24 protein-coding genes and 1 tRNA gene are annotated in these 22,743 nt (G+C 61.0%); 16 read left to right on the top strand and 9 right to left on the bottom strand.

Annotated elements, in window-relative coordinates:
• Positions 1-2: 2 nt before the first annotated feature.
• Positions 3-467, bottom strand: a complete 465-nt coding sequence (locus C8J33_RS05405) for an iron-sulfur cluster assembly scaffold protein (RefSeq protein WP_132449321.1) — start codon at positions 465-467, stop codon at positions 3-5.
• A gap of 374 nt (positions 468-841) precedes the next feature.
• Here C8J33_RS05405 and folE point away from each other — a divergent pair, with 374 nt between their 5' ends.
• From folE to C8J33_RS05420, 3 genes are all read left to right on the top strand, one after another.
• A complete protein-coding gene (gene folE / locus C8J33_RS05410; protein ID WP_132449287.1) occupies positions 842-1,459 on the top strand; it encodes a GTP cyclohydrolase I FolE in 618 nt (205 codons plus the stop codon).
• 173 nt (positions 1,460-1,632) lie between these two features.
• Positions 1,633-2,085 carry a phosphoribosyl-AMP cyclohydrolase gene (gene hisI, locus C8J33_RS05415; RefSeq protein WP_132663396.1) on the top strand — a complete coding sequence of 151 codons (453 nt, stop codon included), beginning with the start codon at positions 1,633-1,635 and terminating at the stop codon, positions 2,083-2,085.
• Positions 2,086-2,275: 190 nt separating this feature from the next.
• The gene (locus C8J33_RS05420) at positions 2,276-3,199 is read left to right on the top strand and encodes a patatin-like phospholipase family protein (RefSeq protein ID WP_132663397.1); all 924 of its coding nucleotides are present in this window, start codon (positions 2,276-2,278) and stop codon (positions 3,197-3,199) included.
• Between the two features lie 29 nt (positions 3,200-3,228).
• Here C8J33_RS05420 and C8J33_RS05425 read toward each other — a convergent pair whose 3' ends face one another.
• Positions 3,229-3,657, bottom strand: a complete 429-nt coding sequence (locus C8J33_RS05425; RefSeq protein ID WP_132449289.1) for a CBS domain-containing protein — start codon at positions 3,655-3,657, stop codon at positions 3,229-3,231.
• Between the two features lie 108 nt (positions 3,658-3,765).
• A complete protein-coding gene (locus tag C8J33_RS05430; protein WP_132663398.1) occupies positions 3,766-4,659 on the bottom strand; it encodes a rhomboid family intramembrane serine protease in 894 nt (297 codons plus the stop codon).
• Positions 4,660-4,939: 280 nt separating this feature from the next.
• On the opposite strand from C8J33_RS05430, the gene C8J33_RS05435 reads away from it, so the two are divergent.
• The 6 genes from C8J33_RS05435 to C8J33_RS05460 all read left to right on the top strand — a co-directional run bounded on the left by C8J33_RS05435 (position 4,940) and on the right by C8J33_RS05460 (position 10,425).
• Positions 4,940-5,581 carry a PAS domain-containing protein gene (locus tag C8J33_RS05435; protein ID WP_165929736.1) on the top strand — a complete coding sequence of 214 codons (642 nt, stop codon included), beginning with the start codon at positions 4,940-4,942 and terminating at the stop codon, positions 5,579-5,581.
• A 71-nt stretch (positions 5,582-5,652) separates the two neighbouring features.
• Entirely contained in the window at positions 5,653-6,261 is a 609-nt protein-coding gene (locus tag C8J33_RS05440) for a PilZ domain-containing protein (protein ID WP_110798771.1), read from the top strand.
• A 535-nt stretch (positions 6,262-6,796) separates the two neighbouring features.
• Positions 6,797-7,408, top strand: coding sequence for a transglutaminase-like cysteine peptidase (locus tag C8J33_RS05445; RefSeq protein WP_110798770.1), 612 nt, complete (start codon positions 6,797-6,799; stop codon positions 7,406-7,408).
• A 266-nt stretch (positions 7,409-7,674) separates the two neighbouring features.
• Complete coding sequence (locus C8J33_RS05450; RefSeq protein ID WP_110798769.1) at positions 7,675-8,430, top strand: hypothetical protein; 756 nt, start codon at positions 7,675-7,677, stop codon at positions 8,428-8,430.
• A 132-nt stretch (positions 8,431-8,562) separates the two neighbouring features.
• A complete protein-coding gene (locus C8J33_RS05455) occupies positions 8,563-10,038 on the top strand; it encodes a D-alanyl-D-alanine carboxypeptidase (protein WP_422038058.1) in 1,476 nt (491 codons plus the stop codon).
• A gap of 117 nt (positions 10,039-10,155) precedes the next feature.
• Entirely contained in the window at positions 10,156-10,425 is a 270-nt protein-coding gene (locus tag C8J33_RS05460) for a hypothetical protein (RefSeq protein WP_132663400.1), read from the top strand.
• Positions 10,426-10,502: 77 nt separating this feature from the next.
• Here the strand turns inward: C8J33_RS05460 and C8J33_RS05465 are convergent, their stop codons facing one another.
• Together C8J33_RS05465 and C8J33_RS05470 are read right to left on the bottom strand one after the other, a co-directional pair.
• On the bottom strand, positions 10,503-10,931 hold the full coding sequence (locus C8J33_RS05465; RefSeq protein WP_110729634.1) for a DUF1489 family protein: 429 nt from the start codon (positions 10,929-10,931) through the stop codon (positions 10,503-10,505).
• A 50-nt stretch (positions 10,932-10,981) separates the two neighbouring features.
• Positions 10,982-12,382, bottom strand: a complete 1,401-nt coding sequence (locus C8J33_RS05470) for an L-serine ammonia-lyase (RefSeq protein WP_132663401.1) — start codon at positions 12,380-12,382, stop codon at positions 10,982-10,984.
• 169 nt (positions 12,383-12,551) lie between these two features.
• Here C8J33_RS05470 and C8J33_RS05475 point away from each other — a divergent pair, with 169 nt between their 5' ends.
• Both C8J33_RS05475 and C8J33_RS05480 read left to right on the top strand, forming a co-directional pair.
• The gene (locus C8J33_RS05475; protein ID WP_110798767.1) at positions 12,552-13,235 is read left to right on the top strand and encodes a DUF599 domain-containing protein; all 684 of its coding nucleotides are present in this window, start codon (positions 12,552-12,554) and stop codon (positions 13,233-13,235) included.
• Between the two features lie 121 nt (positions 13,236-13,356).
• On the top strand, positions 13,357-14,355 hold the full coding sequence (locus tag C8J33_RS05480) for a DUF1624 domain-containing protein (protein ID WP_132664464.1): 999 nt from the start codon (positions 13,357-13,359) through the stop codon (positions 14,353-14,355).
• Between the two features lie 68 nt (positions 14,356-14,423).
• On the opposite strand, the gene C8J33_RS05485 is transcribed toward C8J33_RS05480, so the two are convergent.
• Together C8J33_RS05485 and mgtE are read right to left on the bottom strand one after the other, a co-directional pair.
• Positions 14,424-14,810: a MerR family transcriptional regulator gene (locus tag C8J33_RS05485; RefSeq protein WP_092936147.1), complete on the bottom strand. Its 387-nt coding sequence runs from the start codon at positions 14,808-14,810 to the stop codon at positions 14,424-14,426.
• A 128-nt stretch (positions 14,811-14,938) separates the two neighbouring features.
• Positions 14,939-16,366, bottom strand: coding sequence for a magnesium transporter (mgtE, locus tag C8J33_RS05490; protein ID WP_132663402.1), 1,428 nt, complete (start codon positions 16,364-16,366; stop codon positions 14,939-14,941).
• A gap of 340 nt (positions 16,367-16,706) precedes the next feature.
• Between mgtE and C8J33_RS05495 the strand changes: the two genes are divergently transcribed.
• From C8J33_RS05495 to C8J33_RS27310, 3 genes are all read left to right on the top strand, one after another.
• The gene (locus tag C8J33_RS05495) at positions 16,707-17,207 is read left to right on the top strand and encodes a peptide deformylase (protein ID WP_132663403.1); all 501 of its coding nucleotides are present in this window, start codon (positions 16,707-16,709) and stop codon (positions 17,205-17,207) included.
• A gap of 327 nt (positions 17,208-17,534) precedes the next feature.
• Positions 17,535-19,361: a toll/interleukin-1 receptor domain-containing protein gene (locus tag C8J33_RS05500; protein ID WP_207904008.1), complete on the top strand. Its 1,827-nt coding sequence runs from the start codon at positions 17,535-17,537 to the stop codon at positions 19,359-19,361.
• Between the two features lie 186 nt (positions 19,362-19,547).
• Positions 19,548-19,832 (top strand): LexA family protein, encoded by a 285-nt coding sequence (locus tag C8J33_RS27310; protein WP_207904009.1) that lies wholly within the window; start codon positions 19,548-19,550, stop codon positions 19,830-19,832.
• Positions 19,833-20,021: 189 nt separating this feature from the next.
• On the opposite strand, the gene C8J33_RS05510 is transcribed toward C8J33_RS27310, so the two are convergent.
• Positions 20,022-20,106, bottom strand: a tRNA-Leu gene (locus C8J33_RS05510).
• Positions 20,107-20,388: 282 nt separating this feature from the next.
• On the opposite strand from C8J33_RS05510, the gene lipB reads away from it, so the two are divergent.
• Positions 20,389-21,144: a lipoyl(octanoyl) transferase LipB gene (gene lipB / locus C8J33_RS05515; RefSeq protein ID WP_132663405.1), complete on the top strand. Its 756-nt coding sequence runs from the start codon at positions 20,389-20,391 to the stop codon at positions 21,142-21,144.
• Here the strand turns inward: lipB and C8J33_RS05520 are convergent.
• Entirely contained in the window at positions 21,107-21,991 is an 885-nt protein-coding gene (locus C8J33_RS05520; protein WP_132664465.1) for a DMT family transporter, read from the bottom strand. The two genes, lipB and C8J33_RS05520, sit on opposite strands and share 38 nt — an antisense overlap.
• Positions 21,992-22,287: 296 nt before the next feature.
• Between C8J33_RS05520 and C8J33_RS05525 the strand changes: the two genes are divergently transcribed.
• The gene (locus C8J33_RS05525) at positions 22,288-22,683 is read left to right on the top strand and encodes a helix-turn-helix domain-containing protein (protein ID WP_132663406.1); all 396 of its coding nucleotides are present in this window, start codon (positions 22,288-22,290) and stop codon (positions 22,681-22,683) included.
• Positions 22,684-22,743 lie beyond the last annotated feature (60 nt).

Consider the following 22,743-nt stretch of genomic DNA (forward strand, 5'->3'; position numbering starts at 1 on the left):
GGTCAGACGCTCGCCTTTTGCCGTTCCGACGTTGCCGACCGGGCGGCTTCCACCTGTCCGATCGCATCCACGACCGCATCGAAGGTCAGCATGGTCGAGGCGTGGCGGGCCTTGTAATCCTTGACCGGCCGCAGGATGCGCATGTCGGCGAACCGGCCGTCCGGTCCCTCGCCGTCAGCCTTCAGCATGGCGAGCATCGCCTCGCGTGCGGCCCGCACCTCTTCCACACTCGCGCCGACGATGTTGCGCGCCATGATCGAGGAGGAGGCCTGCCCCAGTGCACAGGCTTTGACGTCATGGGCGAAATCCGTGATATGGCCGTCAGCTAGGCGAATGGTCACCTTGACCTTGGAGCCGCAAAGCTTGGAATGCGCGGAGGCCTCGGCGTCCGCCGGATCGAGACGCCCGCTGCGGGGAATGTTTCCGGCGAATTCGAGAATGCGGCTGTTGTAGATGTCATCCATGATACGGCCATCCCGCTGGCAGGTCCGTCCGCAGGTCGAACGGGCAATCGATATGATTTCGCGTGGATATAAGAAGCAGGCGGAGGATTTTCTCCACCATAGCGGAAAAAAGAACCAGGGCGTCGCGTCGAGCTCTTTTACACACCTTGGCATATATTATATGGTAGCGACGGAAAAGGCGACAGGGCAGAGCCGCTGCTGTCGCCTGTTGTTTGGGGAACCGTGCCGAACGGGAGAGAGCCTTGACCTCTCTTTCCGCAAAGCCCCGGAGCCCGCCAACGGCAGCCGAAGCCTGACGACATGCGCAGGCGACCGGTGAGTGGCGAGTTGTCCGTAAAGATCAACGTCAAGCTACGCGCCACGCAGCAGAGGCCATCATGGATGCCATCGTGAAGAATTTTCCGTCGCAAACGGACGTCGACGGTCGGCCGTCGCAGAAGGAAGCCGAGGATGCCGTTCGTGTTCTCCTGCGTTGGGCCGGCGACGATCCGCAGCGCGAAGGCCTGATCGATACGCCGAAGCGCGTGGTGAAAGCCTATAAGGAACTCTTCTCCGGCTACGATCTCGCTGCAGAGGACGTGCTGGGTCGCACCTTCGAGGAAGTCGCCGGCTTCGACGATATCGTGCTGGTGAAGGACATCCCCTTCCATTCGCATTGCGAGCATCACATGCTGCCGGTCGTCGGCCACGCGCATGTCGCGTATCTGCCGGAAGGCCGCGTTCTCGGTCTCTCCAAGATCGCCCGCGTCGTCGATATCTTCGGTCGCCGGCTGCAGACGCAGGAAACCATGACGGCGCAGATCGCCGGTGCGATCAATGAAACGCTGCGCCCGCGTGGCGTGGCCGTGATGATCGAGGCCGAGCATATGTGCATGGCCATGCGCGGCGTGCTGAAACAGGGTTCGACCACCCTGACCACGACGTTCACCGGGGCGTTCAAGACGGATGCGGCCGAGCAGGCACGCTTCCTGTCGATGGTGCGCGGGTTTCGCTGATCCCTCATTGACGCTGAACGAAGACAGGGCTGGCACGCACTGCGTGCCGGCCCTCTTCATGTTTGGTCGCATCCTTGGAGAGCGCCATTGTCGCGCTCGCTGGCAGGCTGTAAAATCTATGAATGACGCGTATCCACGGAGCGCGCTTATTCGATTCAGCCGGAGTTCCTTTCATGTCTCTCGTTTTTGCCCAGCCATCGCCCGATCATGCCCAGCTCGAAGAAGGGCTCGCTTTCACGCCCCGGTTCGATTCGCATGGGCTGGTGACGGCTGTCGTGACGGATGCGGAAGACGGGATGCTGCTAATGGTGGCGCACATGAACGCAGAGGCGCTGGCGCTCACCGTCGAAACCGGCATTGCGCATTACTATAGTCGTTCCCGCAAGGCGCTCTGGAAGAAGGGCGAAACGTCGGGCAATCTTCAGACGGTGGTTGAACTGCGGACGGACTGCGATCAGGATGCGGTGTGGCTGAGGGTCAAGGTCGCAGGCCACGATGCGACGTGTCACACGGGACGGCGCTCGTGCTTCTACCGCTCCGTGGACATCGCGGATGGTGCGGTGACGCTCACCGTCCGCGACGATATCAGGCACTTCGATCCCGATACGATCTACGACAAGAAATGAGCATCTGCTTTTATTTGAGACAGTTCTTGCGGCGTTAAACGAAGTTTCAACGCAGTTGGCGCTGTAATGAATCAGGATAGGCCAATGTCTTCGGTTAGGCTGGGCCGTTTTGGTGGACAGGTGCCCCATGCTGAACTAGACATTCTCTCGACATGGAACGGATGCGGAAAATCCGGCACCCCATGATGGCATGGGCAGCGCGCCTGCCCGCCACAAGCAGGAAGGAACCGGCCAGACCTTGACCGTCGCTCCGGAAAAAACACGGATCGCGCTTGCGCTGGGCGGCGGCGCTGCCCGTGGATGGGCGCATATCGGCGTGCTGCGGGCGCTAGACGAGGAAGGCATTCCCGTCGGCATGATCGCAGGAACCTCCATCGGCGCCCTCGTCGGCGGCTGCTATCTCGCGGGCAAGCTGGACGAACTGGAGACCTTCGCCCGATCTCTGACGATGCGACGGATTGCCGGACTGCTGGATCTCGCCATCGGCGGCGGCGGGCTATTCGGCGGGCTGCGGCTGACCAAGCGCATGCAGGAACATCTTGACGATGTGCTGATCGAAAATCTCGGCCGCCCCTTCGTCGCCATCGCCACCGACATCAAGTCAGGCCATGAAGTCTGGCTCACCGAAGGGTCGCTGATCACTGCCTTGCGGGCATCCTACGCCCTGCCCGGCATCTTCGAGCCGATCCGCTGCAACGGCCGCATGCTGGTCGATGGCGCACTGGTCAACCCGGTTCCGGTGTCGGTGTGCCGCGCCTACGAGCAGCCGCTCGTGGTGGCCGTCAATCTGCAGTACGATCTCTATGGTCGTTCGGCCGTCATCAAGCTGCGGGCCGGCGATCCCGTCGCCCATCCCGAACCCCAACAGACGGCAACGCCCGTCGCGCGCCTCGGCATGACCAGCGTCATGGTTCAGGCCTTCAACGTCATCCAGGACCGCATCTCGCGCGCAAAGCTCGCCGGCGATCCGCCGGATCTGTCGCTGCATCCAAAGCTCAGTGATATCGGCCTGTCGGAATTCCACCGTGCCGGCGAGGCGATCGATCGCGGCTATGTCGAAACCAAGAACCGCCTGACCGAACTCAAGCGCCTTCAGGAGACCGTGTTGCGCTGATCGCGTGCGACGGCCTCCCGTTCACGGAGTCAGCCGGCAATATAGGCCTTGATCTCGCGGGTCTCATGCTCGATCGCGCGGATATGGCTGCGCACCGCATCGCCGATCGAGACGATGCCGACGAGGCGGCCATTGCGGGCGACAGGCAGGTGACGGGCGCGGCGACTGTTCATGATTTCCATCACAGCCTCGATCTCCATCTCCTCTTCGCAGGTGTGGACATCCCGGCACATGACCTCTGCCACGGTTCGGTCGAGGCATTCGGCGCCATACCGCGCGACGGCGGCGACCACGTCGCGCTCTGCCAGCAGGCCGGTTATCGCTTGCTGCTCATCCAGCACCACGATGGCCCCGATCCGGTTTTCGGCAAGAAGCGCGACGGCTTCCCGCACCGCCATGTCCGGTGCGATGGTCACGACCTTGCGGCCCTTCTCGTCCAGTATCCTCTTCACCGTCATTCGAAACCTCCCGTTTCCGATGCGCCTGAGACAGTTTGACGCAGGCGGAGAATACCCCATCCGTCGCGAAAACGGAAATGCAGGAGACCGAAATTTCAGGTCGGGCCTTCAGTCCTGCTGCACGCGCTCGTCATATCCGGTCGGTGGGTCGATCAGGCCGAAGAACAGGAAGCCGAAGAGGAAGCCACCAATATGCGCTTCCCAGGCGATGCCGGCACCACCATCCAGCGTGAACAGGCCGAGGCCGATGAGAAGGTTCGTGGCAAACCAGACGCCGGCAAAGAAGAGGACCGATCGATTGGACAGAGCCTCCCTTATGCTGAGTCGCGGGTTGCGATGGGCGAACTGGCGGCTGATGCGGCCGCTTGGCGAGAAGACGAACCGCGCGGCCGCCCCCATCAGGCCGGCGACGACGCCGGAAGCACCGATGACAACGGTCATGTCGCCCCAGTGAAGCGCGAGGTGAAACCCGACAGCCGCGATGGCGGAAAGACACCAGAAGACTGCTAGTCTGCCGGCGCCAATCCGGCGAACGACCGGCGCGCCGAAAGCGAGCATCCAGAAGGCATTGAAGATGAGATGTTCCCAGGACCCGTGCAGGAAGGAATAGGTGACCGGCGTCCAGAGCCATGCGAGGCCCTGCTCCGAGAGCGCATGATCGTAGCGGGCGGGCAGGAAGGCGAAATTGAAGATCAGCTCGTCATCGATCTCGACCGAGAGGAGATACATGCGTACGGCATGGATGACGACAAGAACCGTCAGGATCCAGACGAGGCTCGATGGCAGGTTGAAGGCTGGCTCGCGAGCAGCTGGTTCAAGGGCGGGTGGCACCGAATCATATCCGGCTTCGCTCGGACGGTCCGTCGCCTGCCCGTCCGTATCGCTGGCACCTTGCAGGTTCGGCTGCGCCGTATCACCTCCCGCGGTGGCGCGTCCATCACTCGTGTGAACTCCGGAATGTCGCGGCGTGCCGGGCGGTGGCACGTTGTCTTGGTCGGTCATGGCAATATGCTTTCGATCGTCGGATGCGAGCGGCGGTTATCCCCTGCCCGGGTGCAGCTGGCAAGCACCGCTCTCTCGCTTGGACAAGTCCGTAAGGAAGAGGACGTATCGTTCACCGTGGACCCTTCTCTCCGTCCCCCAACCTCCCTGTGATCGAAACGCTTCATTATCCTTAACATCCTCTGTGGCACGGGACTTGCGAGGCTATCCCTGCAAAGCGCCAATACGTCCCCCATCGCTCCGATGCGGGACGGTTGTGCACCAAAGCGGGACGATCCACATGAAGACGCGCACATCCGCCGACATTTTCCGGTACTGGCAGAGCCTTCGCAGCAACGGCCGCATTCCGTGCCGCGATCAGCTGGATCCCGGCGCGATCCGCCATGCCCTGCCGGATGTCTTCATTCTCGAGGAGGCCGAGGCAACGCATGGCCGCGTGGATTCCCCCCGATTTCGTTTGGCAGGTACGCGCCTCTGCTCCCTGTTCGTGCGCGAACTGCGCGGCGCCCGGCTCGACAGTCTCTGGTCTGCCTCCGACATGGAAGAGCTGTCCGCCGTCACGCGCCGGGTCATGCTCGCAGGTGAACCCGCGGTGATCACCGCATCCGGCATGACGACGCAGGGCGAGCAACTGGATACGGAACTCGTCCTTCTGCCGCTCCGGTCACGCGATGGCCAGACCGACCGGATCTTCGGCTCGCTGACACCCCTCTCGCGACCAGTCTGGATCGGCGCTCGCCCTTTGCCCTTTCTCTCGCTCGATCACATCAACTATCCGGATCGGAACGCGCCCATGGCCGAGGTCGCGGCGCGTGCAACGGTCGCGCGCAGCTTCGCGTCACAGACGCGCGATTCGGCGCTTCGGCAGGTGATCGCCCGGGTCATGCACCTCTCGGTCATGGACGGCGGCAAGGGTCGATAAGGTTGCATTCGAAGACTCTATTAACCCGTGTCTAGTATTCGTGATGACGCAAGGTCCATGGGCGCGTCGCAATGTTCAATTTCAATCAATCTCAAGCCGCGACGTCGAAGCCGCATGATGAAGGCGCGTTTCAGCGCGTCACCGTGAACCTCAGTGGCCGCCTGATGCTGGCCAGTCATGACGAATATGATTGTGTTGCGACGGAAATGTCGCCCGGCGACGTTTTCCTCGCAACGACCGCGCGTCCGCGGATCGGCGAACGTGTGATTGCCTATGTCGATCACGTCGGCCGCATCGAAGGCCTGGTATCGCGGCTGGCCGACGGCTCCTTCACGGTCCGCATCAACGCAACCGAGCGCAAGCGCGACAAGCTTGCGGCCCAGCTGACCTGGATTGCCAACAAGCACGAACTCGGCCTACCGGAAGACCGACGCCACGACCGACTGGCGCCGCGCAAGACCCATACGGATATCACGCTGGAAGACGGTACGCGTTACGCTTGCCGCATCATCGACCTCTCGCTCTCCGGCGCTGCCGTCGATACGGAATTCCGTTTCGAACTCGGCACGCCCATGCTGCTCGGCAACATGCGCGGACGCATCGTGCGTCACTTCCAGGAAGGCGTCGCCATCGAGTTCCTGGGCGTCCAGTCCCGCGATACGCTGCGCGAATTTCTCTAGAACTCTCTCTCATCGACACCCGACGGATGTAGTCCGTCTTCGTATCGCGCGCGTCCGAACCACGCGCTGTGCGATCGTGCGCCGCCTGTCTACCGATAGGGATTCGACGCGCCGTTGCGGGTATCTTTCATCGGTGCGGATGATGTGCCCGTGAAAAGACGGAAAATGGTCTTTCCAGATTATCCTAACCAGATCATGAACAAAAACACGGCCTGTTTCTCGTTACTGGACGTGAGCTTTCTTTAGAAAGCACGCGCTTCCGCAGCATGACCTCGAACGGCCGGCAAACATAGGCCTATCAGCATTTACAATTTTTCCTTATCAAATCAGTGGCTTACTTAAATTCTACGGGCCTCCACTTACCTAGATGGCTCAAATTTTCAACAAAATCTCCTCAAACACTATTTAAATACAAATCTAATTTTCTGCGTCTTTTATATTCAGTTGATCCGTATTTGTACTTTGTTTTACTTCGCATTTTTGGCTGAGGTCAAAAGATCCGTGTCATTCTGTGCCTGTAACGGGGACACGGACAATGACAAAAACAAAAAGCTTCAAGGCAGGCATCTTCGGCGCACTCGGCTTTCTCGCCCTGGCGACCTCCGCATTCGCATTCCCAGCCAACATGGAGACCGAGGGCCCGACCAACCCGCCTGTCGGCCATTATGAATTCTGCCGCACGGCACCGGACGAATGCCGCGCCAACCCGACCAAGGCCGCACCGCTGACGCTGACGCGCGAGACCTGGAAGACCATTCTCGAGGTCAATTACGACGTGAACGAACAGATCACGCCGATGACGGACAAGGAAATCTACGGTGTCGAAGAGCACTGGGCCTACCCGGATACCGTCGGCGACTGCGAGGATTACGTTCTCCTGAAGCGTCGCGAACTGATGCAGGCCGGCATCGCGCCGGGCAACCTCCTGATCACCGTCGTGCTCCAGCCGAATGGCGATGGCCATGCCGTGCTGACCGTGCGCACGGACCGTGGCGACTTCATTCTCGACAACATGCGCAGCAAGGTGCTGATCTGGTCGGATACCGAATACACCTACCTGAAGCGCCAGGCGGTGGACAATGCCGGCCGGTGGGTCAAGCTTCAGGACGGCCGCGCTGTGGCAGTCGGTAGCGTTCGGACCCAGTAGGACCGCGACAACGCTTACTCTCTACGACCCTGAGTTTGGGTCTGCATGGTGATCCCCGTCACCGGCGGCCCTCTCGGCCGGCTCCGCTGTCCCCGGAGCCGGCCTTTTTCATGCCCGGTCTGCGGTACATCGGATTTACGTAAAATTAACCTTCTTGCCCCAGCCTGATCCCGTATCGATTTGCGGTTCGTTCATCCGTGCCCATCGATCCTGTGTCGACACGACACAGGCGCGCGCCGCGCCGGGAGGGATGCTGGGACGATCGGATGACCACTTCATCAGAGCTCGCTGCACCATCCGGAGCATCCGGCCCAGCCATCGGGCATCCGGGCTCTCGCCTTCTCCTGCGCGCCGGCCTGATGCTCGGACTGCTCGCCGGCCTGACGGTCGCGATCTGCATCGGTGGTGAGCGCATCGGCACAACGCTCGCCCTTGGCGGCAACACCACCAGCACGGACGACAACAATATCGTGATCGGCACGGATCACCTGCGCCTGACTTCCAATCACATCCGCTTTGCCGAGCAACGCCAGACGGGCGCTGCCGAGCGTGTCGACATCTATGCGACATGGCCGGAGATGCAGGGCTATAGCGACGAGACGCGGAACCGTTTCAACGATGTCACACGCACGGACGGCCTGATCTTCCTGCAGATCTCTCAGAGCACCATGTCACGGGATATGTCGGGCCGGATCGGCCCGATCTACAGGCATCTGTTCGAGGGAAATCCGTCTGTAGGGCCTGCGGGGCTGACGGCGCACCGCATGAAGGCCGGATCCGGCTACGGCGCGGAAATCTTCTTTACCGGACCTTCCGGCACCGCAGGGACCGCTGGAGATTACGGCGTTCGCTGCATCCTGCCGGAACGTGCGGAGCTTGCGACCAGTGCGGACTGCCAGCGCGATGTTCACGCGGGCCAGGACCTTGTCGTGCTTTACCGGTTCTCCAGCCAATTGCTGCCACAATGGCGCGCCATCGACGAGGCTGTTCTCCGTTTCGTCGAGGCGAAGCTGGTTCGCTGACGATGATCAGCGCGGCATCTGTGCCGATTTCGAAACCAATCCTTCATCATAAACCGATTGGTAACGCTGTGAGGATAAAGTCTAGAGAACGGTCGTCCGTAGGGGGGCGATGCCCGGACGACAATTTTTGATCTGAGAATGAAGAGAAGCGTAGTGTCCATGCCAACATTGAACGGTTCCACCGAGCGTCAGCCGACCCCATTCTTCAAAGCGGCTTCACGTATGATCGTTGCCTCCGTCGTGGCGGTCTGTGTTTTCGCAGCACCTGCCCTGGCAGCCAATTACGCCGGCATCGTCGTCGATGCGAAGACGGGCAAGGTGCTCTACAGCGAAGATGCCGATAGCCTGCGCTATCCCGCGTCGCTGACGAAGATGATGACCCTCTACCTCACCTTCGAAGCGCTGGAAGCCGGCAAGGTCCGCAAGGATACGCCCGTTCCCTTCTCCAAGAAGGCCTCTGCCGAACCACCATCCAAGCTCGGCGTGCGCGCCGGCCAGACGATCACCGTCGAGCAGGCCATCCAGGCGCTCGTCACGCGCTCCGCCAACGACGCTGCGACGGCACTGGGCGAGCTTCTCGGCGGCTCGGAAGACCGCTTCGCCCGGATCATGACCAGCAAGGCCCGTGCACTCGGCATGACGCGCACCACCTATGGCAATGCCAACGGCCTGCCCAACGACCGGCAGATGACGACGGCCCGCGATCAGGCACGCCTCGGCATGGCACTCCGCCAGCATTTTCCGCAGTATTACAGCTATTTCTCGACCCGCAGCTTCCGCTTCGGCAAGCAGGTCATCGGCAACCACAACCGGCTTCTCGGCAATGTCCGCGGTGTCGACGGCATCAAGACGGGCTACACCCGTGCGGCCGGCTTCAATCTCGTGACCTCGGCCCAGGCCGATGGCCGCAGCATCGTCGGCGTCGTGCTCGGCGGCAAGTCGGGCGGCGCCCGCGACGCCCAGATGCGGGCTCTCGTTGCCAAGTACATGCCGGCAGCCTCGCGCAGCGGCAGCGGCAATCTCGTTGCGGAAACGCAGGATGCGCCGACCCTTTCGGAAACCGAACAGCGCCCCGTCTCGACCGCAGCCGTCACCGGCGGCAGCTTCAACCTGCCCAATAGCGGTCCTCTGCCTGGCGCACGCTATAGCGAAGAAACGACCCGCAGCGTCGAAGTCGCCTACGCCGCCGAACCCAAGGTCAGCGCCAATCCGGTTCTCGCGGCCAAGCCGAACACGCTGGAAGCCCAGAGCCAGAAGTTGGCCTCCCTCGGCACCAACGCCACGATCGACCGTCAGGTCACCAATTCCGTCGCCAAGAAGGTCTCCGAACCTGTTACCGAAGATGAGGTCGTTGCACCGTCTTCCGGCTGGATCATCCAGATCGGCGCAACGCCGGACAAGGGCCAGGCCATGACCCTTCTCGGCAATGCCAAGGAAAAGGGCGGCAAGGCACTGTCTGCCGCAAAGCCCTTCACCGTCGCCGTCTCCAGCGGCAGCAGCCAGCTGTACCGCGCTCGCTTCGGCGGCTTCTCCAGCCAGGACAAGGCCATCAATGCCTGCTCCGCCCTGAAGAAGAAGGGCTTCGCCTGCTGGGCTGCCGCTCAGTAAACGATCGCTTAAGGGCAGGCCGGTGACGATGCCGACCTTCCCCGTCTTTCGAGCACCGGCACGTCCCAGTTTTGCCGGTCTCCTCCTCGGATTTGTTTTGCGTAAACGGGGTCAGTCATGTCGATGAATGAGAATGGCTCGGGAGCACCTCTGGCTCCTGACAACAAGGTCCGCCGCGCCCCGCGCCGGGGACTTCATCCGCTCCACGAGGCGGCGATGCGGATTGCAGAACTCAGGGCCAAGCCCCGATCGAAAACCAAGGATCTGGTGGGAATGCTTCTCACCCATGGCGCCCGGGCCTGGCGCTCGACGCAGCCGGATGTTTCGATCCACCTCCACGTCACGGCGCCCTCCTCGCGCCGCCCGGTACGACTTCGGATCAAGTAGCATCCGGCTCAGAAGCCAACAAGAAACGCCCGCCGCGTGGTTCCCACCGGCGGGCTTTCTCGTTCAGGCGGTTTCGTTCAGAGAAGGCCGAGTTCGGTCAGTTCGCGGCGCAGCTCGCTCGGCATGTCGGCTGTCTCGGAGGCGAGGTCGCGCGGCGCATCGGCTTCCGTCAGGTAGCGCCAGCCCTGGAACGGGCGCCTTGGCTGGAAATCCGTATCGATGACCTCGGGCCCGAGGATGAGATTGCAGCGCCCGATGCCTTCGCCGTCCGTGAAGGTGGTGATGTCGAGCAGGCGCTGGCGGGCCTGCACCTGCCCCTTGATGACCCAGTAGAGGGAGCCGCCGTCCAGCAGTTCCTCCATCCGCTTCGGCACCATGCGGGTGGTGTGGAAGGAGTGGGGCGCGTGGCCGGCGGACATCGCGTTCAGCGCCCGTTGGGCGACCCAATCGCGCAGATCGTCGATCGAAGTTGCGCCGACGCAAAGCTTGAGAAGATGCAAGGCCATGATGGCGCGTTCAACACCGTTGCTGCAGCGCCGTCAAGAGGCGTGCTCCCTCAACACTCGACGACGTTGACCGCGAGACCGCCAGTCGAGGTCTCCTTGTACTTATCGTGCATATCGAAACCGGTCTGGCGCATGGTTTCGATGCAGGCATCCAGCGGCACGAAATGGCTGCCGTCACCCTTCAGGGCCAGCGACGCCGCCGTCACCGCCTTGACGGCACCGAGCGCGTTGCGCTCGATGCAGGGCACCTGCACCAGCCCTCCGACCGGATCGCAGGTCATTCCCAGATGATGCTCCAGCGCAATCTCCGCCGCGTTCTCGATCTGCTCCGGCGTCGCCCCCATGACGGCGGCGAGGCCGGCGGCAGCCATGGCCGAGGCCGAGCCTACCTCCCCCTGACAGCCGACTTCGGCACCGGAGATCGAGGCGTTGAACTTGATGATGCCACCGATCGCGGCGGCCGTCAGGAGATAGTCGCGAATGCCGTTATCATCCGCATCCTCGTGAAAATGCAGGTAGTAGCGAATGGTCGCCGGCACGACGCCGGCCGCGCCGTTGGTGGGCGAGGTCACGACCCGGCCGCCGGCCGCATTCTCCTCATTGACGGCCATGGCGTAGACGCTCAGCCAATCGTTCGCCAGCAGCGGATTGACCTTGTTGGAACGCCACTCCTGCTCCAGCTTGTCATGGATCATCCCGGCGCGACGGCGAACCTTCAGCCCACCCGGCAGAATGCCTTCCTGCGCCAGACCACGGTCGATGCAGCTTCTCATCGCGGCCCAGATCCGGTCGAGGCCATCATCCAGCTCCTCGCGCGACATGGAACATTCTTCGTTCGCGCGCTTCATCTGGGCGATCGAGAGACCCGACCGCGCCGCCATCTCCAGCATCTGCTTCGCATTGGCGAAGGGATAGGGCACCTTGACGCCGCCCGGCTTGGTCTTGGAGGCGCGCATGGCTTCGAGTTCCGTGTCCGTCACGACGAAGCCGCCGCCGATGGAATAGTATATCCGTTTCAGGAGCAGGCGACCGTCCTTGTCGAAGGCCGAAAAGGACATGCCGTTGGCATGGCCGGGCAGCGGCACCTTCTTGTCGAAGACCAGATCGATCTTCGGCTGGAACCGGTATGTCGGATGACCCGGCGGCGTGATCTCTCCGGTCCGCTCGACGGCCTCGATGATCCCGTCCATGCGGTCGGGATCCACCCTGTCGGGGCGCTCGCCCATCAAACCCAGGACGACCGCCCTGCCCGAGCCGTGGCCGATACCGGTATAGGCGAGCGAGCCGTGAAGGCTTGCGGTGATGGAGGTCACAGCTGCACCAGCCGGACGTGGCCAATCCGGGGACAGGATCAGCTCGAGAAAGCGGTTGGCCGCCGACATCGGCCCCATGGTGTGGGAGCTCGACGGGCCGATGCCGATCTTGAAGACGTCGAAAACCGAAAGAAACATCGAAACCCCGATCTGCGCCGGATCTGCGCATTCCTCATGGCCGACCATAGGCCATTGCCGGCCTCGTCGGGCGGTGACCGACCGACATCCGGTGGGGTGCGCGCGACATGCAGATCCGCCCTGCTTTGCAGCATATTGCTTTTTCGGGCGAGCATGCCACAAGAGCCGCATGGTTCTGGTCGATTATATCGCACTTCTCGTGTTCGCGGCTCTATGGGGCGGCTATGTCTGGGTGACGGACCGACGCACCGTCTTCGGCCGGACGAGCCTGTCACGCCTGATGATCGAGCGCCGGCGCCGCTGGATCCTCAATTCGCTCAATCGCGACCTGAAAATGATCGACACCCAGATCATCGCCGGCCTGCAGGCCGGCACCGCCTTCTTCGCATCCACCTGCATCTTCGCGCTCGGCGGCTGCTTTGCCCTGCTCGGCCGTGCGATGGAGGCGCAGGCGATCTTCAACGACCTTCCCTATGTCTTCCAGGGTGGCCGCACGGCCTTCGAGCTCAAGGTCGGCGGGCTGACCTGCATCTTCGGCTATGCCTTCTTCAAGTTCGGATGGTCCTACCGTCTGTTCAACTATTGCTCGATCCTGATCGGCGGCATTCCCATGCTGTCGGAAACAAGGGTGGACCGGGCCTCAGCGGAACGGGCAGCCGAGCGGGCGATCCGGATGAATGTCGTTGCCGCCAAGCACTTCAATGCGGGCCTGCGCAGCATCTTCCTGTCGATCGGTTATCTCGGCTGGTTCGTCAGCCCCTATATCCTGATGGGCGCCACCTGCGTCGTCATCGTCGTCCTCTTCCGCCGCCAGTTCTTCTCCGAAGCGCGGGATGCGCTGCTGGAGCCATGATTTCAGAGGCTGAAATCCATAAATCTTTCATCCTGCCGATCCTGCATGCTCCGGTTCGCTACCGGCTCCACCGTCCGCCGAGCATGTTTTAGGGGAATTTCCCATGTCGCGTACCGAACTGATGTCACAATCATCTCCCGAATCCTCTTCGTTGCCACCGACGGAGACGCGTCCCGCGCGCCGCCGCCTCGGCTGGCTGGACGTCGTTCGCGGAATCGCCATCCTCGCCATGGCGAGCTATCATTTCTCCTGGGATCTGGAATATTTCGGCTATCTCGCGCCGGGAACCGTCGGCACCGGGCTGTTCAAGTATTATGCGCGGGGTATCGCCAGCAGCTTCCTGCTGCTCGCCGGCTTCAGCCTCGTGCTCGGCCACTTCCCCCGCTTTCGGGGTGGCCCGTTCCTGATCCGCTTCGGAAAGATCGCCGCTGCCGCTGCCGTGATCAGCATCGCCACATGGTTCGCCTTTCCCTCGGGCTTCATCTTCTTCGGCATTCTCCATTCGATCGCGGCGGCAAGCCTGATCGGCCTTGTGTTTCTCCGCCTGCCGGTGGCCGTGGCGCTTTTGACGGCTGCAGCCGCCTTCGTCGCGCCGCTCTACCTGCGGTCGGCTTTCTTCGATACGCCGGCGCTCTGGTGGGTCGGGCTGTCGGAAACGCTGCCACGGTCGAACGATTACGTCCCGCTCCTGCCGTGGCTTGCCCCGTTCCTGACCGGCATCGCACTCGGTCGCATCGCGCTCGCTTCGACATGGCTCGACAGGGCAGGACCGTCAGAGCGTCAGCCCAACCGACTCGCGCGCGGCCTTGCCTTCGCCGGCCGGCACAGCCTGCCGATCTACCTCATCCATCAGCCGTTGCTGTTCTCGCTGGTCGCCCTCTTCGCCATGGTCTATCCGGCACCCCGGCCCGATCCGCGACCAGCCTTCCAGTCCAGCTGCATGGCGACCTGCACCGGCGACCAGACGCAGGCCTTCTGCACGCGCTTCTGCGGCTGCACGCTCGACAGGCTGGTGGAGCAGAACCTGCTCGACCCACTGGACCGGGGTCTGATCGATGGGCGCACGGATGCGCGGGTCGCCGACATTGCGGCGCAATGCACGATGAAGGCGCAGGAGTAACACCGCAAAAGAAAACGCCGCGACAGACGTCTGTCGCGGCGAAAATCATGTAACGATATTGGGCGGGATCAGGTGCCGACGCCAATTTCTGCCAGCCGTGTCAGGCAGGCTTCCTCGACATTGCTCATTTCCTCGAGCGTTTCCTCGATGTCGCGGCGCTTCTGTATGAGTTCCGTGCGCTTGTCCTCGAGCCGCTTCATCATCAGGCGGAGTTGCCCGGCCTCGCCCGGCGGCTCCTTGTAGATCTGTATGATTTCCCGGATCTCCGCAATGCTGAAGCCGATCCGCCGTCCGCGCAGGATCTCCTTGATCAGATGCCTGTCCGTCGAGCGGAAGAAGCGCGTGCGACCGCGCCGCTCGGGATGGATCAGCCCTTCGTCCTCATAAAAACGAAGCGTGCGCGTCGAGACACCGAATTCCCGTGTCAGTTCTGTGATGGTATAATACTTGTCCAAACCATGCCTCATCTGCCAGACGGAAATCCTGAGCGACATTTACGTAAAAGTCAATGCGCACGAACAGATCGACGTGTATCTGCGATGACGGCGCCAGATCGGTTCGGGAAGAGCCGGCGCGCGTTCCTTCAGTGAATGCCGAACCACCATGAGGCGAGACCAAGGAACGCGAAGAAGCCGGTGACGTCCGTCACGGTCGTCACGAAGACGGCCGAGGACACGGCAGGGTCCGCGCCGAACTTGTCGAGCAGCAGGGGAATGAAGATCCCGGCCAGCGCCGCGGCGATCATGTTGATCAGCATGGCGGTCGCGATGATACCGCCGATATCTGCACTCTGGAACCACGTGCCGGCAGCAAGACCGATGAGCAGGCCGAACAGAGCGCCGTTGATGAGGCCGACGCCTGCCTCGCGCCGGATGACGCGGAAGGCGTTGTGGATGTCGAGATCGCGTGTCGCAAGCGCGCGCACCGTCACCGTCATCGTCTGCGAACCCGCATTGCCACCCATGCCGGCGACGATGGGCATGAGAACGGCGAGCGCGACGATGTGCTCGATCGCCTTGTCGAAGAGACCGATGACGGAGGCGGCCAGCATGGCCGTGAACAGGTTGACCATCAGCCAGACGACGCGGGAGCGCGACGTATCCAGGACCGTGTCGGACAGTTCTTCGTCGCCGACGCCGCCGAGGCGCATGATGTCCTCCTCGGCCTCCTCCTGGATGACGTCGACGACGTCGTCGATGGTCAGCACGCCGACGAGGCGCTGATTCTCGTCCACGACGGCGGCCGAAAGCAGGTTGTATTGCTCGAAAACCTGCGCCGCCTCTTCCTGGTCCATTTCGGCCGGCACCGGATGGTTGGTTTCGCGCATAATCGATTCGATCTTCACCGAGCGCTTGGTGCGCAGGATGCGGTCGAGGTCGATGGTGCCGAGCAGGCGGAAAGTCGGGTCGATCACGAAGATCTGGGTGAAGCTTTCGGGAAGCTCCGTGTCCTCGCGCATGTAGTCGATCGTCTGCCCGACCGTCCAGAACGGCGGCACCGCGACGAACTCCGTCTGCATGCGCCGACCGGCGGTCGATTCGGGATAATCGAGCGAGCGGCGCAGGCGCACGCGTTCCGTAAAGGGCAGCTTCGCGAGGATCGCTTCCTGATCCTCCTGGTCCATATCCTCGAGAATGTAGACGGCATCGTCCGAATCCATCTCGCCGAGCGCCGCAGCGATCTGTTCGTTCGGCAGGTGCTCGACGATATCCATACGGATCGCCTCGTCCACCTCCGTCAGGGCCGAGAGATCGAAATCGTCGCCCAACAGCGAGACCATCGCGCGGCGCTGCTCGGGATTGATGGCTTCGAGAAGGTCGCCCATTTCGGACGCGTGCAGACGCGCCACGTGCTGGCGAAGATACAGCACATCGCGGTCGGCGATCGCGGCGCCGACATGCATCAGGTAATCGGAGCGAACCGATCCATCCTCGGCATAGATGTCAGCCCCATCATAGGCATCGTCCGCATCGAGAACGCGCGTATCCATATCGTCGCCGGTGTTGCTCATCTGCCCGCCTCGCGATCGTTCAGCCGTTCCGGGCGCCGGAGCGATGCCCGGGGCTTGAGGGAAGGCTCTGCCAGTGTGTCGATGGTTACAGACCGGAAACCAGGGCCGGCCGCACTCCCTGCTAGACCATGGAAAGGCGTGGGTCTACCGAAGATGACGCGCATGCGCGCCATATCGGGCAGATTTGTTCAACCTGTTGCAAGACCTCACAAATCACCTCCGAATTCGCCTTCGCGTCGTCACAGGGCGAGGATACCGATACGCACCGGGTACCCCGGTGATATAGGGGCGAGAGGAAGCCGGCACACGTGCCCTATCCTCACGACTCCGGAGCCTTCGCATGACAATCAGACCGATCATCCCCTACCCCGACACCCGACTGAAGACGCCGGCAGAGCCTGTCACCACATTCGACAGTGACCTCGCCGCGCTCGCCGCCGATCTGCTCGACACCATGCGCGCGGCGCCTGGTATCGGCATCACCGGCCCGCATATCGGCCTCCTCAAGGCGGTCACGGTCATCGAGACAGACGAGAAGACGGGTCCACGGATCTTCATCAATCCGGAGATCGCCAGCGCCTCCACGGAAACGACGCGCCACATGGAAGGCAGCGTCTCCATGCCGGGCTTCACCGATGAGGTGGAGCGGCCCGCAACCGTGACCGTCCGATACCAGATGCTCGACGGCATCTGGCGCGAGGAGGAAGCGCAAGGCCTGCTCTCCGTCTGCCTGCAGCACGAAATCGACCAGATCAACGGCATCTTCTGGCTGCAGCGCCTGTCGCGGCTGAAGCGGGAGCGGCTGGTGAAGCGCTATGAGAAGGCGCTGAAGACCGGATGATGAAGGTGCCAGCCAATGGCATCATTGGGTCTAACCCAATGGACAAGGCACAAAAAAACCGGCGTAAGCCGGTTTCTTTTGGTGCGCTCGAGAAGATCCTTGGATCGAATTTACAGCAATTAAAGCACATACTTATAGTCCCGCTGGGGATCAGATGTAGTGCATTTTGTCTCGCAAACACAGGCAGCTCTACAGAACTTCCTGATTCTAGAATAAAACGTTTGGTAGTTAATAGGCTACGCTTGGTTGAATCCAGCGAAGAGGCTATCAGTTAGTCTATCGGCGATCCGCATTCTCAGTTTCGCTAATGAACTCGGGATGGAACTGATGGCTAACGCTACACACATGAGGTGGGTGAAACAGGGGAGCGAAGCATGGAATGCTCGGCGGGAGGAACGGTACTTTGTGCCGAGCCTCAAGAACGCGGATCTTCGCGGTCTTGATTTAGCGTACATGAACCTTCGGGGAGCGCTTCTAACCGGCGCCAATCTCGAAGGAGCGGATTTAACACACTCAATCCTCATGGGCGCTCAAATGGTTGGTACCAAGCTTACTGACGCTGATATGAGTTTTGCAAAAGCTTCGACCGCAACCATGGCAAACTCAGATATGAAGGGAACAAATCTACACCACGCATCGCTTGACCAGTGCGACCTAAGAAAGTCTGACCTTCGAGGCGTAGATCTATCGAATGTATACTTAGTTGGTGCGAATTTATCAAAAGCACGATTAGCTGGTGCAAAGATCTCTTCCGAAAGGTACCATGACGTTACTGCTTTTGCTGACGGTCTGAATCAACGACAAATTAACGAGATGATTGGAGACACCGGGATTGTTTTACCAAACGGCCTTGAGTATCCGAGCCACTGGGCAATCGTAAAGGAACCATCCGAGAGCTTTGCAGAAGATGAGAAAAACCCTGCTATGGAGCAGGCTGCACCAAATATGCAGCATAGTGTCTTTATTTCTTACGCCCACCAAGATCTAGAAACTGCAAAACTCATTAAAGCAATTTTGCTGGATGAGGGCATTTCGGCGTGGTGGGATCAGGACATTGCGATTGGAGACAACTGGCGGGAGGCAATTGACAACAAAATCACTGAGACTAAAGTTGTTTTAACATTATGGACAGTTTTCAGTGTACAATCGGCTGCAGTCACTGAAGAAGCCTCTCGTGCGCAAGCAGAGAAAAAACTAATCCACGTTCGTCTAGACAATTCCAAGCTGCCTTATGGATTCATGGAGACTCAATACGCTGACTTGCGTAAATGGAACGGGCTTCGCAGCGACCCTGAACTTATAAAACTCCTTCAATCATTAAAAGACAAACTCTCTCCTCCCGATAATGACGAAGTTAAACGCCGCATCATTGCAGCCACTCCGATGGCTGCAGTTGTTGAAGACGGCATGATCACTGCGAAAGACAGCCCTCCTAGCGCGTCACCACCATTCCCTGATGAATTTGACTTGAATAGACGACTTGAAGCACAAGAGACACTCGCGAAGAAGTTGTTGGATGCTTTTCATTCGCTTCCGAACAACCTAGGTGCCGCGATCAGATTTGATCTATCACATTTCATCGACCAGGTTTCTGCAAGACCTGCTTCTTGGTATATCTTGTCAGATAGCATAGATGACATTCGCTCATACCTCGATATGGATGAAGACGTAAGCTGGCCTGGCAGTACCCATAACGGATTGCACAAGCTGTGCACAAACCATGAGGCACTCAGGCCTCGACTTCAGCCGGCCCAACCAGCGCCTCTCGACGCACAAGCTCCCCTACCGGCACCGCTGCCTGACCCTGACAAGATGTCCGAAGCGGCAATTCAAGAAATTGCGGATGTAGCATCGAAAGCCTTTAGAAGTAGTGACGCCGAGAACGTGTTAACAGAACCTGCTGTCAGAACAGGCGAATACTTGGCAGTTGAACTAAACGAGGCGAGAGCAATCCAAGTCGTCTCAGCCAAATCAGGCGAGGTGAAGCGAAAGAAAACGACGAAAGGTCTCCTAGCATTGGCAGGCTTCGTCGGCAGCGCGATCACGTCAATAGGCTATGGCGTCAGCACTAATATTCTGACTTCTCCGGAGGCAGCCAGCCGTTTACGCCAGATACTTGAGAAACTATTTAACTTGATGTCTGAACTATTCTAGAAGGAGCATTGACTATTGTTTTTCTATATCCCGGTGATCGCCGAATCGATGTCGCACGCATTGCCGGGCGTGCTGCGTGTTCCTTGGAGTGATCTCCCCCTTGACTCCTCCGCCCAATGAGAACATTTGCAGAACGAAAGCGCCCATCAACGCTTCCGGACACACAAACATCGGATCTCATTCGTCATGCTCCAGCACCCGACGCTGTCGCCGATTGCGCTCGATTACGTGCGCTCTGTCGTCAAGGTTTCCAGCCTCAGGGTGCCGGCCGGCTTTCCCTCGCCGCCCGCCGATGATCTGGAGGACGTGGTCGATCCGATTGCGTGGATCGTGCGGCACGAGCCCTCCACCTTCTGGTGGCGCGTCTCCGGCCACAGCCTCACGCGTGAGGGGATCTGCGACGGGGACATGATCGCGGTGGATCGCGCCGGCAAGATGCGGTTCGGCCGCGCATCACTACATAGTATTTAACGCAATATTACCGCCACTTTTAGTAAGTCCGAACGATTTCCATACCTGCGAAGGGAGCGATGAATGCTGGCTCTCAATGCAGCGAATCTAAAGAGAGAGTTTGTGTCGCCGTACAGGGTCTGGAAATCGGACTCCCAGCGACCGGCCGAATGACAAGGCACAAAAAAACCGGCATAAGCCGGTTTCTTTTGGTGCGGTCGAGAAGACTCGAACTTCCACGGGTTGCCCCACAGCGACCTCAACGCTGCGCGTCTACCAATTCCGCCACGACCGCATCGTGGTAGAGCCGAATTGCTCCGGCAGGGGTGCGTTTAGCAAAAGGATTTGGGGGGCACAAGGGCGTAATGCGGAAAAGTTGGCGGTGGTGAAAACTATTTCCGAGGTCTGTGGACAGAGCCCGGAAATCCGCCTTTAACCCTTGGTGAACACGCCCCATCTACAGGGCTGATCGGTTAGCCGGATCGCTTTTCGCAAGAGCCGTCGCTGATTTTTACTCCAATGAGCCTGCACGGCATGAGATCGCTTCGCGCCGACCGCAGCATATTCAGGACAGACCATGCAGCGCGACGCTCTCGACAGTCGTTTTTTTGCCGGGGACGACTGTCCTCCGGTTCGGTGGCGGATCGCGGAGGGCCTTGTGCCCTATGAGGCCGCCGTGGAGACCATGGAGCGCGAGGTGGCGGCCATTGCCGCCGGTGAAGCCGACGAACTCGTCTGGCTGGTCGAGCATCCGCCGCTCTATACCGCCGGCACGAGTGCCGATGCGGTCGATCTCGTGATGCCCGACCGCTTCCCCGTTTATGCGACAGGGCGCGGCGGCGAATATACCTATCATGGGCCGGGGCAGCGCGTGGTCTATGTCATGCTCGACCTCAAGCGCCGGCGGCAGGACGTTCGTGCCTTCGTGGCGGCGCTCGAGGATCTCGTCATCCGCACGCTCTCCAGCATGAACGTCACCGGCGAGCGGCGCGAGGATCGCGTCGGCGTCTGGGTGCGCCGGCCGGAAAAGGCGCCTCTGCCCGATGGCACGCCGGCGGAAGACAAGATCGCCGCGATCGGCATCCGGCTGCGCCGCTGGGTGAGCTTTCACGGGCTGTCGCTGAATGTGGATCCCGACCTCGACCATTTCGGCGGCATCGTGCCTTGCGGCATTCGCGGGCATGGCGTCACCAGCCTTGTCGATCTTGGCCTGCCGGTGATGATGGAGGATGCCGATATGCGGCTTCGGGATGCGTTCGAGGCCGTCTTCGGGCCGACGGTGACAGACACGACCGTCAGTGCGCCGGCTGGCGACGCTCCCGCCAGATCATGAACAGGCCGGACCCGACGATGATGGCGACGCCGAGCCATTTGGAAGCCGTCGGGAACTCACCGAAGACGAGATAGCCGAGCGCGGTTGCCGCGATGATCTCGAAATAATGCAGCGGCGCCAGCACCGAGGCGGGCGCGGCCTGGAACGCCTTGACCACCATGAGGTGCCCGTAGCCGGAGATCGTGCCGAGCGCGATGACGAGCACCCAGCCGAGCGGCGTATGCGGCAGCGACGGCACGAAATCCGCAGCGCCCATGCCATGGCCGATGCCAATCGTCGCTATCATGAACAATGTGCCGCCGACACCGGCGAAGGTCTGCATGGCGAGCGGGCTGTCGGCAGCGCCGGAGGCGCGGTTCATCAGGAGATAGCAGGCGAAGAGAAAGGCGCAGGCCACGGGCATCAGCGCGGTGAGGCCGAACACCTGAAAGCTCGGCTGGATGACGATCATCGCACCGAAGAAGCCGATCCCGATCGCCACCCACCGCCGCCAGCCGACCTTCTCACCGAGGATGAGCGCCGACAGGCAGGTGAGGATGAACGGCTCGACGAAATAGATCGCGAAGACGTCGGCAAGCGGCATGTATTTGACCGAAACGAAGAAGAACAGCGATGCCGCCGCGAGCAGAATGCCGCGCAGCATGTTGTACCACGGCCTCTGCGGCACGAGGGCCTTTGGGCCGCCGAGCCGCAGCAGCATGGGCAGCGTCGCGACGAGCTGGAAGAAGAAGCGGTAGAACGTCACCTGCGCCGGCGACATGCCGAGTTCGACAGCCATATATTTGGCGATGGCATCCATGCAGGGCAGGATCATCATGGCGGCGAGCAGCAGGAGGACCCCCTGCATGACCGTGGCCGGCACGACCGTTGCGGGCAGAGCGGACGGAGATGGACGTGTCATGCGAATCAGGCTCCAGGTCCGGTGTCGGACATGCTTATGGCAATGCCCTCGCGACGCTTTCCGCAAGGCGTGTCTCGACAGATAATTGACGCTGCAGGCTCTTTTCTTTCCCGGTCGCGGCTGTAGGCTCAGGCATATGGAAGGCCCCGGGCATCTGCGTTCAGGAACGGTTTCGACGTGGTGGTCAACGCGTCGTTCCAAGGTACCCAGCGCGGCACCGGAGCACGATCAGGGAGAACGCCATGCGCGTATCGACGGAAGCCATGATGGCGATGCTGCGGCAGCCGCGCGACACGGATACGCCCGGTGGGCGGCTTTTCCGCGCACGGGGCGCGCTCAACCTCAGCCTTGCGGATCTCGCGGAACGCCTTGCCGTTTCGCCCGACACGGTTTCGGACTGGGAACGTGACCGGAGCGAGCCGGAGGGCGAAAAGCTGGCGCTGCTCGCCGACCTGCTGGGCGTCACGCCGAAATGGCTGATTGCCGGCATTGCGGAACCCTCCGGCGTCATGCTTTCACCATCGGCCGTGCAGTCCCTGCTCGATGAGCTGGCCACCGCCAAGGCGTTGCATGCGCAGACCGGCAAGGCGATAGACGCGCTTGAGACCTCGCTTCGCCGCGTCCTAAAGGGTATCTGAATCGCAAGCCCCGAATCGTGGACTTTGGTCCGCGTGACGCCACGACCAACCAAGACCTTC

This window comes from Rhizobium sp. PP-CC-3G-465 (assembly GCF_004343445.1).
GTDB lineage: Bacteria > Pseudomonadota > Alphaproteobacteria > Rhizobiales > Rhizobiaceae > Ferranicluibacter > Ferranicluibacter rubi.